At 59.1% G+C, this 13,266-nt stretch carries 12 protein-coding genes and 1 riboswitch; of the genes, 8 read left to right on the top strand and 4 right to left on the bottom strand.

Going from position 1 to position 13,266, the window contains the following annotated elements; genetic code table 11:
* Positions 1-20: 20 nt before the first annotated feature.
* The 8 genes from G3N98_RS02690 (at position 21) to G3N98_RS02655 (ending at position 6,830) form a co-directional block, all read left to right on the top strand.
* The gene (locus G3N98_RS02690) at positions 21-164 is read left to right on the top strand and encodes a hypothetical protein (protein WP_206147138.1); all 144 of its coding nucleotides are present in this window, start codon (positions 21-23) and stop codon (positions 162-164) included.
* Between the two features lie 5 nt (positions 165-169).
* Entirely contained in the window at positions 170-481 is a 312-nt protein-coding gene (locus G3N98_RS02685; RefSeq protein WP_046549162.1) for a YciI family protein, read from the top strand.
* Between the two features lie 3 nt (positions 482-484).
* Positions 485-820 carry a Rieske 2Fe-2S domain-containing protein gene (locus G3N98_RS02680; RefSeq protein WP_206147137.1) on the top strand — a complete coding sequence of 112 codons (336 nt, stop codon included), beginning with the start codon at positions 485-487 and terminating at the stop codon, positions 818-820.
* A gap of 196 nt (positions 821-1,016) precedes the next feature.
* Positions 1,017-2,105, top strand: coding sequence for a porin (locus G3N98_RS02675; protein ID WP_206147136.1), 1,089 nt, complete (start codon positions 1,017-1,019; stop codon positions 2,103-2,105).
* A gap of 262 nt (positions 2,106-2,367) precedes the next feature.
* Entirely contained in the window at positions 2,368-3,390 is a 1,023-nt protein-coding gene (locus G3N98_RS02670; protein WP_206147135.1) for a hypothetical protein, read from the top strand.
* Positions 3,387-4,877, top strand: coding sequence for a hypothetical protein (locus G3N98_RS39655; RefSeq protein WP_241025709.1), 1,491 nt, complete (start codon positions 3,387-3,389; stop codon positions 4,875-4,877). Before G3N98_RS02670 ends, G3N98_RS39655 begins: the two co-directional genes overlap by 4 nt.
* A 439-nt stretch (positions 4,878-5,316) precedes the next feature.
* Positions 5,317-5,420: riboswitch (SAM-I-IV-variant riboswitch) on the top strand.
* 42 nt (positions 5,421-5,462) lie between these two features.
* On the top strand, positions 5,463-5,798 hold the full coding sequence (locus G3N98_RS02660; protein ID WP_206147134.1) for a hypothetical protein: 336 nt from the start codon (positions 5,463-5,465) through the stop codon (positions 5,796-5,798).
* Positions 5,799-6,017: 219 nt separating this feature from the next.
* A complete protein-coding gene (locus G3N98_RS02655) occupies positions 6,018-6,830 on the top strand; it encodes a hypothetical protein (RefSeq protein ID WP_206147191.1) in 813 nt (270 codons plus the stop codon).
* A gap of 199 nt (positions 6,831-7,029) precedes the next feature.
* Here the strand turns inward: G3N98_RS02655 and G3N98_RS02650 are convergent, their stop codons facing one another.
* The 4 genes from G3N98_RS02650 to G3N98_RS02635 all read right to left on the bottom strand — a co-directional run bounded on the left by G3N98_RS02650 (position 7,030) and on the right by G3N98_RS02635 (position 13,250).
* Positions 7,030-8,919, bottom strand: a complete 1,890-nt coding sequence (locus tag G3N98_RS02650; RefSeq protein WP_206147133.1) for a UvrD-helicase domain-containing protein — start codon at positions 8,917-8,919, stop codon at positions 7,030-7,032.
* The gene (locus G3N98_RS40310; protein WP_206147132.1) at positions 8,916-10,892 is read right to left on the bottom strand and encodes an AAA family ATPase; all 1,977 of its coding nucleotides are present in this window, start codon (positions 10,890-10,892) and stop codon (positions 8,916-8,918) included. Before G3N98_RS40310 ends, G3N98_RS02650 begins: the two co-directional genes overlap by 4 nt.
* A 362-nt stretch (positions 10,893-11,254) precedes the next feature.
* Positions 11,255-12,202, bottom strand: a complete 948-nt coding sequence (locus G3N98_RS02640) for a sce7725 family protein (RefSeq protein ID WP_277396874.1) — start codon at positions 12,200-12,202, stop codon at positions 11,255-11,257.
* Positions 12,203-12,245: 43 nt separating this feature from the next.
* The gene (locus G3N98_RS02635; protein WP_241025708.1) at positions 12,246-13,250 is read right to left on the bottom strand and encodes a sce7726 family protein; all 1,005 of its coding nucleotides are present in this window, start codon (positions 13,248-13,250) and stop codon (positions 12,246-12,248) included.
* Positions 13,251-13,266 lie beyond the last annotated feature (16 nt).

Genomic DNA, 13,266 nt, shown 5'->3' with positions numbered 1-13,266 from the left:
ATGCGCCAACGGAGACAACCATGAGCCTTGACCACCATGACGGTGACACCACGCTGGCCGAGCCGGTTGTCGCCCGCTTCGACGGCATGCCGAGCCCGCGCTTGCGTGCACCGATGCGGCGCCTCGCGCGGCATATTCATGCGTTCGTCCTCGATCGGAGCTGACCGCCATGGCAAGATTTTTTGCGGTGTTTGCGACGGACCAGCCGGGCATGCGCGACGTGCGCGATCGCGTGCGACCGATTCACCGGACTTACCTGCGCTCGGCCGACCAGCACGGCGTGGTGGTGCGGCTCGGCGGCCCGACGCTGGACCCGCACGGCGACGCGATGAACGGCACGCTGCTCGTCGTGGAGGCGGACGACATTCAGGCGGTGATGCAGTTCATCGGCAACGATCCGTATGTGAAGGAAGGGCTGTTCTCGCATGTGGAAGTGCGGCCGTGGGACTGGAGCCTCGGCAATCCCGAGCAGAGAGTGTGAATCATGGACGCACGACAACTCTGCCGCGTTTCCGATGTGCCAGACGGCGGCGCGCGGGTCGTCGACGAAGCGTGCATCGGGCGCCCCGTGATCGTCGTGAGACGCGGTGAGCAGGTGTGGGCTTATGTGAATCGTTGCCCGCACTTTTCGGTGCCGCTCGATTTTGTGCCGGGTCGCGTTTCCTGCTACCGGTCGCAGGTGCTGATGTGCGCCCATCACAGTGCGCTGTTCCGGTTCGACGATGGCGTGTGCATCGACGGGCCTTGCTCGGGTTCCGCGCTGGAGGCTGTGGCGGTCGAGGTGGATGCCGCCGCGTGGGTCGTCTATCGAGGCGCTTGATTCCAGTGATTTGATGAAGGGCGAGCAGGGCCGTTCAATGCGACGGCCATCGTGTTTATCGATAAGTAAAGCTAATCATATTTCAGGTGTCTGGTAATCGATACCTGAATGACGGCGATTCCTTGTGCAGCAACGAGCGAGCACCTGCCACGTAGCAGGTGGTGGCCTCGCTTTTTCATAAAAAGACGGAGACGGAATGAAACTCAGGTTTGGAGCAGTGGCGATTCTCGCCGTGGCGCAGGGCGCATGGGCGCAGAGCAGCGTGACGATGTTCGGGTTGATCGACGCGGGCGTCTCTTATGTCAGCAACGAAGGTGGCGGAAAGAACGTCAAGTTCGACGACGGCATATTCGCGCCCAACCTCTTCGGCTTTCGCGGCACGGAAGACCTCGGGGGCGGATATCGCGCGATCTTCGCGCTGGTGAACCAGTTCTCGATGGCGAACGGCGCGATCATCGGCACAGGGATTTTCGGGCGTAACGCGTACGTGGGCCTCGAAAGCAACCGGTTCGGTAGCATCACGCTGGGCAATCAGTATGACTTCATGGTGGATTCGCTGTTTTCGAAGAACAACGCGATTTCACGGGATATCTCGGGGCTGTACGGCTTTCGCAATGGCCCGTTTCAACGTCTCGCGCTTCCGGATAATCCGACCGGTGCATTCGATTGGGACCGTACGGCGGGTAGCAAACCGGTCGCGAATTCCGTCAAGTACAGTTCGCCGACGGTGTCGGGATTTTCCGGTGGTGCGATGTATGCGTTTGGTGGGGTGGCCGGGTCGGTCGGGGCGGACAATGCGGTCAGCGCCGGGGTGAACTACGAGATGGGGTCGTTCGGGGTGGGCGCGGCCTACACGAACGAGAAGTACGGCCCCGCGCCCGGCGTGCCGTCCACCAGCGTGCGCAACTGGGGCGTCGGGATGCATTACGACTTCGGCGTCGTGACGGCGAATGCGCTGATGACCACCGTGCGCAATTCATTCAACGATGCCGGCGTGTGGATGGCCGAAGCGGGTGGGCTGTGGCACGTCAGGCCGGATGTCGTGCTCGGTGCGAAATACATGTACATGAAGGGTAATGAAGCGGTGAACAACAACCACGCGCATCAGGTCAGCGTGGCGCTTCAGTACCTGTTCTCGAAGCGGACGATGGTGTATGTGTCGGCGGATTATCAGCGCGCGAACAACGGTGCGAATGCGCAGGTCAATGGCGTGCTGGATCCGAACGGGGCGTCGAGTTCCGCGAGCCAGACGGTGGCGCGGGTGGGGTTGCATACGGTGTTTTGAGGGGGGCATTTCACGCGTGATTTTCACAAGTTGACAGGAAGGCGTCGGCCGAATACAGGCGGCATGACCTGGGGAAATGAGGCCGACCGGGCACCCGTGAGCAAACCTCGGCCCTCATGTAAGATGCGCACAGCTTCACCCGGTCTTGAGAGGGGCCGGTTCCCGCTTCATAACGGCAATCAGCCGCACAACAACAAGGAAGCCACGAAATATGCCGGGGATTCCCACCCAAGCCTTTACTGTCTGGCACACGATCCTGTCCGTGGCCCGACACGCACCGTCGCCGCACAACGTTCAGCCGTGGCGCGTGCAACTGATTTCGGACGATTACGCCGAGCTGTTCATCGACGGCACGCGCACGCTGCCCAAGGAAGACACGACCGGTTCGTTCCTGTTGTCCGCGATGGGCATGTTCATCGACGCGATCGATCTGCTCGCGGCACCGCACGGCTTGCATGTTGAATGGCAATTGCATCGCCCGGTGCAGGAGTTCGCGGCCATCCTGTCGCGGCCTACGCCGCCAGGGTTGATTCCGTTCGCCGCGTTGCGACTCGTCGCGAATGCCAACGCGGACGCATCGTGCGACGACCCGTCCGCACTGATGCTGGCGCGCCGCACGTCGCGCCTTTCGATGGATCCGACACCCGTGCCGGACGCGGCCGTCGCGCAACTGGCGGCGCTGGCCGACGAATGGGGGCATCGATATACGCACCTGTCGGGCGCGGAACTGATCGAGCCGATCATCGCGGCGAACATCGACGCCGTGTTCCATGACATGAACGTCGCGGACTACCACGACGAAATCACTGCCTGGTTTCGCTTCACGGAAAGCTCGACCGCTCGCCATCGCGACGGTCTCGACTGGCGCTGCATGAACCTGTCGCGCGCGGAATTCTGGATGTCCGCGCGGCTGTCGAAAATCCTGATGTTCAAGCCGACGCGCTTCTATTTCAAACGTCGGTATCGATCGCAACTGGGACACGTGCCCGCGATCGGCGTGTTGAGTGGCGATTTCTTCAACCCGGAGAATGCGATCGAGTCGGGCCGCTTCCTGCTCCGCTTCTGGCTGGCGTTGACGAGTCTCGGCCTGTACCTGCATCCGTACGGCAACCTGGTCACGAACCCCGACGCCGCCGCGTGGTTCAGCACACATACCGGGGTCGACCGGGCATGGCTCGTGTTCAACGTCGGCTACTCGCGTACGCCGCCGCAGAGCCAACGCAGGGCGCTTGCCGACATCCTCGTCGACGCGCCGGTTCCGTCCTACTCGCCGAGATCCGCATGAATACGCTCATTCGCCTCTTTCTCGAAGCCATCCTCTGGACGCTCTGGTTCCTTCGTCGCGTGATCAGCGTCGACGGACGTCTCTATGTGTTCCTCAATGCACCGATCTTCCAGCCCTACCTGGCCTATGTCGGCCGCATGCGCGCCCGGGTGGCATTCCTCAAGGCGAGCACGTCGTGCCCTGCGTACGTCGAGTTCCTGAAGGCCGAAGGCTACAAGCCCGGCGGCAAATGGCGGCTGTCGGACCTGCCCGCCATGACCAAGGAGAACTACATCAAGCGCTATTCGATCGAGCAGCGTTGCTATGGCGGTGCGATTCCGAAGTCGGGTGTCGTCATCGACGAGTCATCGGGGTCGACCGGCCAGCCGAATAACTGGGTGCGCAGCGCGGCCGAGCGCAGCGACGTCAAACGCATCCTTCAGCTGAACTATCAGCTGGTGTTTCGCGACTCCGGCAAGATGTTGCTGAACTGCTTTGCGCTCGGGCCGTGGGCGACCGGAATGAACGTGTCGATGTCGCTCGTCGACGTCGGCATCATGAAGTCGATCGGCCCGGACAAGGCCAAGCTGATCAACACGCTGAAGCTGTTCGGGCCGAAGTACCAGTACCTGATATTCGGCTACCCGCCGTTTATCCGTTCGGTGGTCGACGACTGCGATCTCGACCTGACGCCGTATCACATCGATTTCATCGTCGGCGGTGAAGGGTTGTCGGAAGCGTTGCGCGACCATCTGCTGCGCAAGGCGAGCACGGTGATCTCGTCGTATGGCGCGTCGGACCTCGAGATCAACATCGGTGTCGAGACACCGACGACGATCGGCTTGCGGCGTGCGTTGCTGAGTCGCCCCGAGTTGTGCCGCGAGCTGTTCGGGCGCGATTCGCCGCCGATGATCTTCCAGTACAACGCGCTCGACTACGTGATCGAGACGAATGAGGACGGTGAACTGCTGGTGACGATCGGGCGGCAGTCCGGTGCGGCGCCGAAGATCCGCTACAACATCCGTGATTCGGGTGGGACGTATAAATTCCGCGAGCTGAACAAGCGTCTGTCGGCGCATGGCATGCGCCTGACGGACTTCGCATCGCGCACCAGCCATTTTCCGTTTTTGTTCGTGTACGGGCGCAACGATTCAAGCGTGCCGTTCTATGGCGCGAAAGTGTTCCCGTCGGATATCGAACAGGTTCTGTCCGCTTCGCCGGTGTTGCACGACTCGATCAGTACGTTCCAGCTCGCTACAACCGAGGATGCGCAGTTGACGAGCTTTCTGCATGTCCATCTTGAGCGGGCTTTGAGGAATGGGTCGGTGCAGCTCGACGATGCGGCGCTGCACGGCGAGATGTTCGAAGGCATGAAGCGCGTGAATCAGGATTTTCGCGAAGTGTCGAGGTTGTTCGATCCGAATCAGGTGATCGTGCATGTGCATGAGCACGATACCGGGCCGTTTCAGGGGCGGGATATTCGGATCAAGAACAAGTACATTGCGTGAGGGGCAAAGCTCGCCGTCGAGTTGCCCGTGGCGTTGCACGCGGGCTGATGTGGTGAATTGCCCCGTAGGCGGCGGGCCCATCGACTTACTCATGCACTTCCACGATGGACTTGGCCGCCGTGTACCGGAACCCAGCCAACACCTGCAGACAGGCCTCTTGACGCCCATACCCAAGGCTGTTGTGGATTGAACAACGTTCGTTGTGCAATAGGCAACAGAACGAAGTGACATAGCGCGCCGATACATGGAACTCACTAGTGGCTGGCTTCAGCAAGAATATTTGGCCCTTCTCAAGTAGTTGACAGGCCGCGAAGACTCCTCCGGTCCGCGGGCCGGATCGACGGCACCATCCGACAGAAGTGCCTCTCTCTCGCCCCTTCTTGTCCACCGTCAGTTTTTCGGTATAATGAATCCACGTTCGGAATGTCGAACGTAAGAAGTCAAGCATCCAGAGTCGGATTCTCCGACGCCAACCTGCCCTCCCGGGCAAGGTGGACGCCTCTGAGGCGATGCGGCCGATTTACGGCAACGAAGCGGGAGCAGCATGGCTGGCACCGGTTCGATAACCACTCATCCGGAGCAACCATGCGTCAAGCTACCTCTGCCTCCTGTCCGACAGTCTGCGAAGACTGGTCACACTACCTCCCTGGTTTCACGCTGACGCATACGGTTCATCTCGTGTCGAGACGGAATCCGGGCATCGTCTCGACTGCGGCCGCTGTGCTCGAAGGCGAAACCGCCACGGTCGACCGTTGGGCCATCACCCGCTGTGGTGACGTTCTCGAGCAAAAGATCGTTCTCGGGGAGATGACGGAAGGGCAGGCGGTGCGGCTGCGCGAGCGACTGGCCGCGCTCGAGGGCGTACTGCGCACGAGGGTGGAGCATCATTTCGTGCGGGGTGGGGCGGCGACGAGCAACTGAATGTCACTGCCCCCGCTCGTCGTGCCGCTGCTCGCGTGTCGGGGATTGTTGTAGTCTGGCAATACGATAGTGTGGCGCACCGGCCTGCCGCCGAACTGACAATGAACCTATGATGTGTCGCGCAGGCGATCGGTGAACCCGAACGGTTGGACCGTTACCGATCGTTTGATCCTGCCGATCTCATCGTCGTCCGATTCGCCAGAAAATCAGGAGTGTGTCGTGTTTCACCGGAGATCCATGTTGGGCCGTCGGAATATCGCGTGCGTTGTCGCCGTGGCGATCATGCTGGCCCCAGTTGCGACGCGTGCAGCGGCCGACCATGTCAACGAAACGGCGAGCGTCGCGCCTGCCGTTTCGGCCAACACGTCGCTCACGCGGCCGATCGTCGGCGACGATCCGGTTGCGATTCGGGAAGCACTGGAGAAGCTGCACGTCAAAAGCGCGTCCCCGTCCCTGGGCGATCGCGTCCGCGGCCTGATCCCCGGCGTGGCCGACAAGCACGGCCAGAACGCCGACCTGGCCGCGGTCAACCTGGATCGTGAGGTCACTTTCCTGGTGCCGGTGTCATACGGGCTGCGATATCAGTCGCAGAAGCATCTGTTGAAGGTGAACGTCGACCTGGTCGACGCCGACGGCGAAGGCCGGACAGGCATCCTGCTCAGAAAGGCCATTACCGGGCCGCGAGGGCGAGGGCTCGTGATCGCACCCGAGGCGAAGGCAAAAGGCTATATCCAGCAGATCGACATCATCGAACTCGATCCCGGAAAGGGCAGGAAGTCCACCGTGCGCGGCAGCGTGAGGCTGTCACCCGCTGCGTACGCGCAAGCGCAGGGCGGGTTTGTGTTCGCTCTTTCCGGGCGCCTGGTCCGGCCGTACCTGACCGAACATATCGAGCACGCCGAGCCGAACAACGACGAGCCGACCGACATCACGACGAGGACGTCGAGGTTGTACCTGGATATCGAATCCATTTCGCTCGTGAGTCGGGCGAGTGGTGCGGTGTTGTTGAAGAAGCTGAGTTTGTCGAAATAGTGGGTTGCTTGCGCGAGTCTTTGGCTGGTAAAGGGGCGCCGGCCACCGGCCGGCTCGCCGGCGGCGAGCCGGTCGATCTCGTGGAATTGGCTCATGCCCGGTCGGGGATCTCGATCGGGCTCACTTGACGTGTGGTATCCGCAAGCTGGCGGGGAAGATTACCGCGCCCGGGGATACGATTCAACGAGCCGTGTGCGAATCACGTCACGTCTACCACGACCCATCCCAGTGCTTCCAGACGACTCCGATGCGCGTCGGTCAACCTTGTTTCATGGATAGCGAACGCCAGGAAGTGTCGCGGGCGAGTCGCCGCCACGAAAAGATTGTTGAGGCGGCTTATCGTGTTGACATCCTTTTCGGTAAGGCTCGATTTTTCTCCGCATAGAAATGGGAGTGATGCGTTGACGTCGTACTTACGGTTGTAGACGCATTCGAGGACTAATGTTGCCGCATGGGTCTCACCTTTCACCGCTGCGATAGTTTCCACAGACAGACCGTGGGCGACAGTCTCCGATTGAGTGAGGCTTGGAGGAGCTGGCTGCGACTCACTGAAACGACTGATTTCACTCTCGCGCAGGTCATCAAGCGTAATGACTTGTCCAGTAATCGACGACAAACGCACTGCCAAGCCGGTCAGAACGACGTCCCAGTCGCTCGCAACGGCGGACGGCGTAGGTACATGTAGCAGGCTCTCGACCATCGCGTTGGACGCGCGAAAAGCTGTCTCTTCAGCGTAGGTTTCCAACTGGCGCCAGGTCTTTGCTTCCTTTGCTGGTGGCCAGTCCAGGTCGCGCAAAAGGTGAAGAAGGGCAACTCGCGTGCGCGACGCCGCCTCCGCGAGATTGCTGGCCTCCGCACGCGCGGCCGCCGCCATCTCCAGCGACCTATGCAAGTTCACTATGTATGAGCCCTTTCCGGCCGTGGGAGCATCGACAGCAGCGTAGTCCCCGAGGAATCGTCCACAGCCCTCCGTCGTCGTCTCGTCCTTCCGTTGTCCCACGGCCTTGATACCGTACCGCTCGATTTCGGCCGGCGGCACCAGTTGGGCGGCTCTCTCTGCAAAAGCTGGAATGACGGACTTCACGCTTTCGTTACTGAACGTGAACAGCGTGACTGGGAGATTGCTCTCGAGATTGTCCCCGACGATGTCCTGGCCAAACTCGCGCAAGCTGTTCGCAACGCTCGCGATGCTGGCACCGAAGCGCTTACTCGTCGATACCGGCAGCGAATCAGGCAGGGGGAAAGCCGCGGCCGTCTTGTCGCCAATCCGCAATATGCGCTGGTTCACGTCCCCAAAGCGCTGAAAGATGCTTTGCGCGCCCATCGCGCTTTTGAGAAGCTCATCTTGCGCGTCACTCGTGTCCTGCATTTCGTCAACAAATACGAGCGGAAATCTATACCCCAAGGCCTCGGAGAGCGCGGGATAGTTCGCCAAAGCGTGCTGAGCAAAGGCAAACATGTCATCGTAACGAAAAATTCCGTCCTTGGTCAGTGACTGTTTGAGGTCTTCAATAAGGGGATAGGTGGCCGCAGTCTTGCCCGGTAGAGTGCCATCCGCGCACGATAGCTCCAGCTCTGGACCGATGTAGCGCAGCGACCGTAACGCCGGAGCGAATTTGAACGGCGAATTTTGGGCCAAAGCCCTCAGCTTGTAGTTTGCATGGATTCGTAGCTCGGAAATCCTTCGACACTCATTGTCGTCAATCACCCGCACCTCGACGCCGCAACTGCGAAGCAACGGTAACGACACGAATTTGTGAATGAACGTCTGGATTGTCCCGATAAAGTGCGGGTGCGAGAAAAGGAGCGCCCCGTAGCGGCTTTCACGGAGCCTAGCTTCGATTTCCTCGCGAGCAACGTTCGTATGCGAGACGACACAAATGCCTCGGTTCGCGTGCTGCCATTTCTTCGCCAGAATGGATAACTTCGCAGCCAAGAGTGTCGTTTTCCCACTTCCGGGCGCAGCTTGGACGTCTACGCTGCCACCTGCCAACAGAACGGTTTGACGCTCTGGGTGCGTAAAGTCCAGCGAAGGGTACTCAACCTGCAATTCGTCGATGTCTGCCTGAGTAATCGCGGGGATGCTCACGACGTAGCTCCCGGCGAAGCTACAACGCTCGCACCCGCAGCGGCGGTTGCCGAGGGTGTGGCGGGAGTCTTCACGCTGTCTGTAGTTACGTAGCGAAGCGCATTCTGGAGATAGGTCGGAAGCGTCGCCAAAAGACTCGGGCCCGAGCCGTATTTTCCAGTCTTGAGAAGATGAGCACAGAATTGAGCAGTGATGGCTTTCGACGCTTGTTTCGTCTGAAGCGGCTTGTAGACGTTCGCAGCGATTTCGTGCGCGGCCTTCCCGTCTTTGACGTAGCCGTCCCAGACCACCTTAGCCGACGTGAGCTCGGTTTCAATTTCGGTTTGAGTCAGAAAGCCATCGTCGCCGGCCTTCTTTGCCAATGCGACCGCATCGTGAAGTAGTTTTGCGCAACCCGACGCGGCCATGTCGTATTCCAACGTCCAGGCGTTTGAGACGAAAACCTTGGTGGAACCGCCTTCGGCACGTTTCTCTTTCCGTTTCACGTGGTCAACAATCTCGGAGGCCGTGTACTGGTCAAAGAAGCGCTTTCCTTTCGTCGGGCGTTCAACATAGTCGATGTGTGTCGGAACGATGTCGCGGTCAGTAATACATGCGACCGGGATAGGAAGGAGCTCATCGTTCTGACGCTGAAGGATGCGCGCGTATCTGAACAGACCGACTGTGCCGACGTTGACGATGGACACGCCGTGTTCCGAGAATGACAATCCGCACTGAGCGGCTAGCGTCGGGAGCAGAATGGCTTCAGCTGGGCCTTCGACAATGACGACCGAACGAGCAAAGAAAAGGTTCGCCTTTGTGCTGTCGAGGAAGCGCTGAAGGAACGCGTAGTCCCCATCTTCGAGTTTGGTGAAGCCTTTCCTCAAAGGGTAAGGCTTACCTTTAACCATCAAAATCGTGCTTTCAACCGGCGCCGCCGATGCGAGCGTGGGGCTGTGAGTGCTTATCAGCACCTGGACAGGCTGCTCCTTGCGCTCCGCGTGTTCACGGAATAACTCAAGAACGCGTCCTTGTAGCTGGGGATGAATGTGCGCTTCGGGCTCTTCAATCAGCAGAAGAGCCAGCTCCTCGCCTTCGCTTAGGAGAACAAGCTCCGCCGACATGAAGAGGACATTGTTGTAGCCAAGACCGCGCGCACACTGTTCGAATTCCGAGACTCCGATTGGTGGCAACAGAGCAAGTTCCAGCTTCTCCAGGATTTGGAGAAGTGACATCCTCGATGAGATGCCAATGCGCGACGACAGCTGGTCGCCGGAAAACGAGACCCGAGCAAGGTGCTTGTCGTTAACCTCTTGCTGTACAGCCTTAATAACCTCGCTCGAAGAGATTCGATGCTGAGCCTGCTGCATAAATCCCACAAGCGTCGTCGGTTGCTTGGACGCATCGTCACGGTCGAAATCGTCATGCTCCTGGCCTACGATGTTCTTGTGAGCCTGCAAGATTTGCGAAAGACGTGATTGGCGACCCGCGCGCAATTCAGCTTCCGCGTCACGTAACGGTCTCAGGTAAGTAGCGCGAATGAGGTCCCGAACTGCGCTGCCAATTTCGATACCCGAGCCGTCATGCCCGGACATCACGACGGTGACGACGTTCCCGCGGTTCCGACCAATCGGTTTGCCGAATTTTGCGGTTACGTGGACGACAAGATAGGGGGCGCCTGAACTCGGGTACGTCAGCCATTCAACGACTGTCGCTCGTTGTTCTTTCGACAAATCGCGGAACTCGGCTTCGAGCCAGAGTGTTTTCGCACGAGTGTCCCCTTCGAGATGGAAGTCGTGCTCTTGAATTCTCAAGAATTCATAGCTCGTGGTCAGTAGCACATGCCGAATTGCATCGATGACCGATGTTTTGCCTGCGTCGTTCTCCCCGACGAGCACATTTAGACCCGAAGCGAACTCGAGTTGCAAATCCGTGCCGCTTTCCTTGGAGCCAAACACACGGAAGTTTTCACCACTTATTCGATGTAGATACACGTTCTTTCTCTTCGCGTAGATATATTTTTCCCCAGGCCGCTTCTTCTAACGCAGCCCGTCTTAGGATTCCGCATCTGCGCGAGAGTTTTCCGTTCCGATATGTCACGCGCGTTGCGGCCGGCACTAGACATTGTTCGAGAAGCCGCGACTGCGGTGGTGAAGACCCGATGCAGACCCTGCGTGAGGCTGAATGAGTTATGGTGGGTGACGAATGTCGTTCCCTTGCCGCTATGCGGCGAGAGTGAGCGTTTCATCATGCGTACATAGGTCGGGATGCAACGCGCGGGCGCGGCATGACCACGGTAGCCGCGCCGCTCACGGTTCCTCAGCGCGGCCATCAATGGCATGGTGGCACGCGTCGCTTAGAGCTGACCGGTCAGCAGTTGATGCATCAGAGCGACATGGTGGTAAATCTGCCGTTCTTTGCTCTTCCCCAACCCAGGGTAGTGTTGTGCTGCGACGTCGTCAGCGTAGTCCTGCAATGCTTGGTCGTTGCCGAACTTTCGCGGAAACTGCCGAGCGCGCGCGATAAGTTTCCCCGCGGCTTGGAGGAATTTTTCGCCGACTGTGCCAACGTTGAGTTCAACGTCGTCGGAAACGAAGTGTTCAACCCACACGTCTCCGCCTCGTTCCTTGAACGTGCCATGTATCGCCACCGCGGCGGCAGGGCCGCCACCCGCTTCAAACGCCGCCCCAAGGATTGTGTAATCGCCGAATCCAACCGCTACTTGTTGATAGTTCAGGTGTCGGTCGGTGAAGAACTCGATGCCAACGTAGTCGGCATTGCGCGCCTTGCGTTGAAAGTCATCGCGTACATCCACGACCTTTTCACGAGGAAGCATCGCTCGATGCGCCGCGCTCATCCGCTCGTGCAGGTTGATGTGGAATCGAATGTTCGCCCTTTCTGCTAGCCGTTGTACCTGAGAGTCCGACAGCCGGGCATTCATGTACAGGAGGGCAACGTCGCGCTCGCGATATTGCGTGAGGAAATCTCTGATTTGCTCCGGGGTCGTCGCCTGCGAGCACAGCAGGCCAGGAATCAGAGAACCGTGCGCGTCGATAGCTTCCTCGATAGGCTCAATCCAACCGTCGAGGCCACGGCCATGGAATTCGTGCTGGTAGGGGTTCGTAACGACAACCAAGTTGTCATTAGCCGCCCCGAAATCGTTCAACAGTCGCTGCAACTGCGCATGAGCTCGATTGACAGGCTCTAGTATCGGAATAACGGTGTCGCGAAGCGGGTAGTTACCACGCAACGAACGTAATGCCAACATCTCCGACTGCCTAGCGTAGAGATAAGGAAAGTACAAAGTTTGGCCTCTCGCATTCCGCCATGCAGGCGGAGAGAGAGCCTCAGGCGAGCTGGAAGCCGACGTTCTCTCTCAATGCAGAGAGTGCGGTTTCTCTCTGGCGCCCTGACAACGGAGTGGCGTAGCCAAGCACGCGCAAGCTCTCGGGCAGCGCGGTCACAAAGCGCACGGTTTCCCCGTCAGTTTTCCTTTTTCTTAGTGCGTCGACAAAGATAGCATGCGCCTCCAGGGGCGTAAACTCCTGGAAAACGTCACCGCAATAGGCTTGGATAATCCCGGATGGTTTCACTACTGGCACGCCGGTTTTCATCGAAACAGCATTGATATATTCGGCTTTCTGAAGGCAGCTGAATATGGTTTGGGGTGATACGTTATTGCGGTTGGTCAATGGCTCGCGAATCTGTCGCAGAGAGCCCCGCTCGGTCAGCACGAGGACACCGACGCGCGGGTCAACGATTTCAGCATAGCTTTCCGCGCAGCGCGGATGGGTCACCAAACAAACGCGGTCAAACGCGGCCAAGTAGTCCGATGTCTGTGTAGTGAGGCGTCGCGGTGTGTCGAATTCAGTTTTGATTTCGTAGGCCGTCGACGTGCCGTTGAAGACCGCAACGTCGACGATTGAACGCCCGACGGGAAGCTCTACGTGCAGCGACGCAGTGTTCGGGCTGTGCCTTCCAAACACTATCCGGCCGGCAATCTCAGTCTTGTAGACGAACTCGTTGCGATATGCGCGGCGAATCTCGAGCCAAGCAGACTCAAATAACGATGCCAACGGTTGGCCCTTGGCCGCCGTCAATAGTCCATGCTCCGCCAAGAATCCGAGCGCTATCTCCCAGTTTCCAGACCGCCCAATATCTGCAAAAACCGGCCGCGTGAACATGCGCGCGAGCAGACGCAGCCGCTCCGCTGAACTCAAGGTTCGGCGCGGTGCGCATGATTTCGCAAGGGGAGCAGTGGATTGCAAAGCAGACATTTGGTTGGGGTTATCGTCAGCGGGCGTACCTGCCGTATAGGTCGGTCGCCATTGTAATCCCGGCGCCGTTTTCATTGCCAGGTCGCAAAAA

Origin of the sequence: Burkholderia sp. Tr-20390, from assembly GCF_017104595.1 — a bacterium.
Lineage (GTDB): Bacteria > Pseudomonadota > Gammaproteobacteria > Burkholderiales > Burkholderiaceae > Burkholderia.
This window is presented reverse-complemented; position numbering and strand designations above follow the sequence as displayed.

Bases quoted from the DNA above. Each gene is read 5' to 3' on its own strand.
- G3N98_RS02660 (WP_206147134.1), top strand. From the start codon at position 5,463: ATGCGTCAAGCTACCTCTGCCTCCTGTCCGACAGTCTGCGAAGACTGG.
- G3N98_RS02690 (WP_206147138.1), top strand. From the start codon at position 21: ATGAGCCTTGACCACCATGACGGTGACACCACGCTGGCCGAGCCGGTT.
- G3N98_RS02685 (WP_046549162.1), top strand. From the start codon at position 170: ATGGCAAGATTTTTTGCGGTGTTTGCGACGGACCAGCCGGGCATGCGC.
- G3N98_RS02675 (WP_206147136.1), top strand. From the start codon at position 1,017: ATGAAACTCAGGTTTGGAGCAGTGGCGATTCTCGCCGTGGCGCAGGGC.
- G3N98_RS02680 (WP_206147137.1), top strand. From the start codon at position 485: ATGGACGCACGACAACTCTGCCGCGTTTCCGATGTGCCAGACGGCGGC.
- G3N98_RS39655 (WP_241025709.1), top strand. From the start codon at position 3,387: ATGAATACGCTCATTCGCCTCTTTCTCGAAGCCATCCTCTGGACGCTC.
- G3N98_RS02635 (WP_241025708.1), bottom strand. From the start codon at position 13,250: ATGAAAACGGCGCCGGGATTACAATGGCGACCGACCTATACGGCAGGT.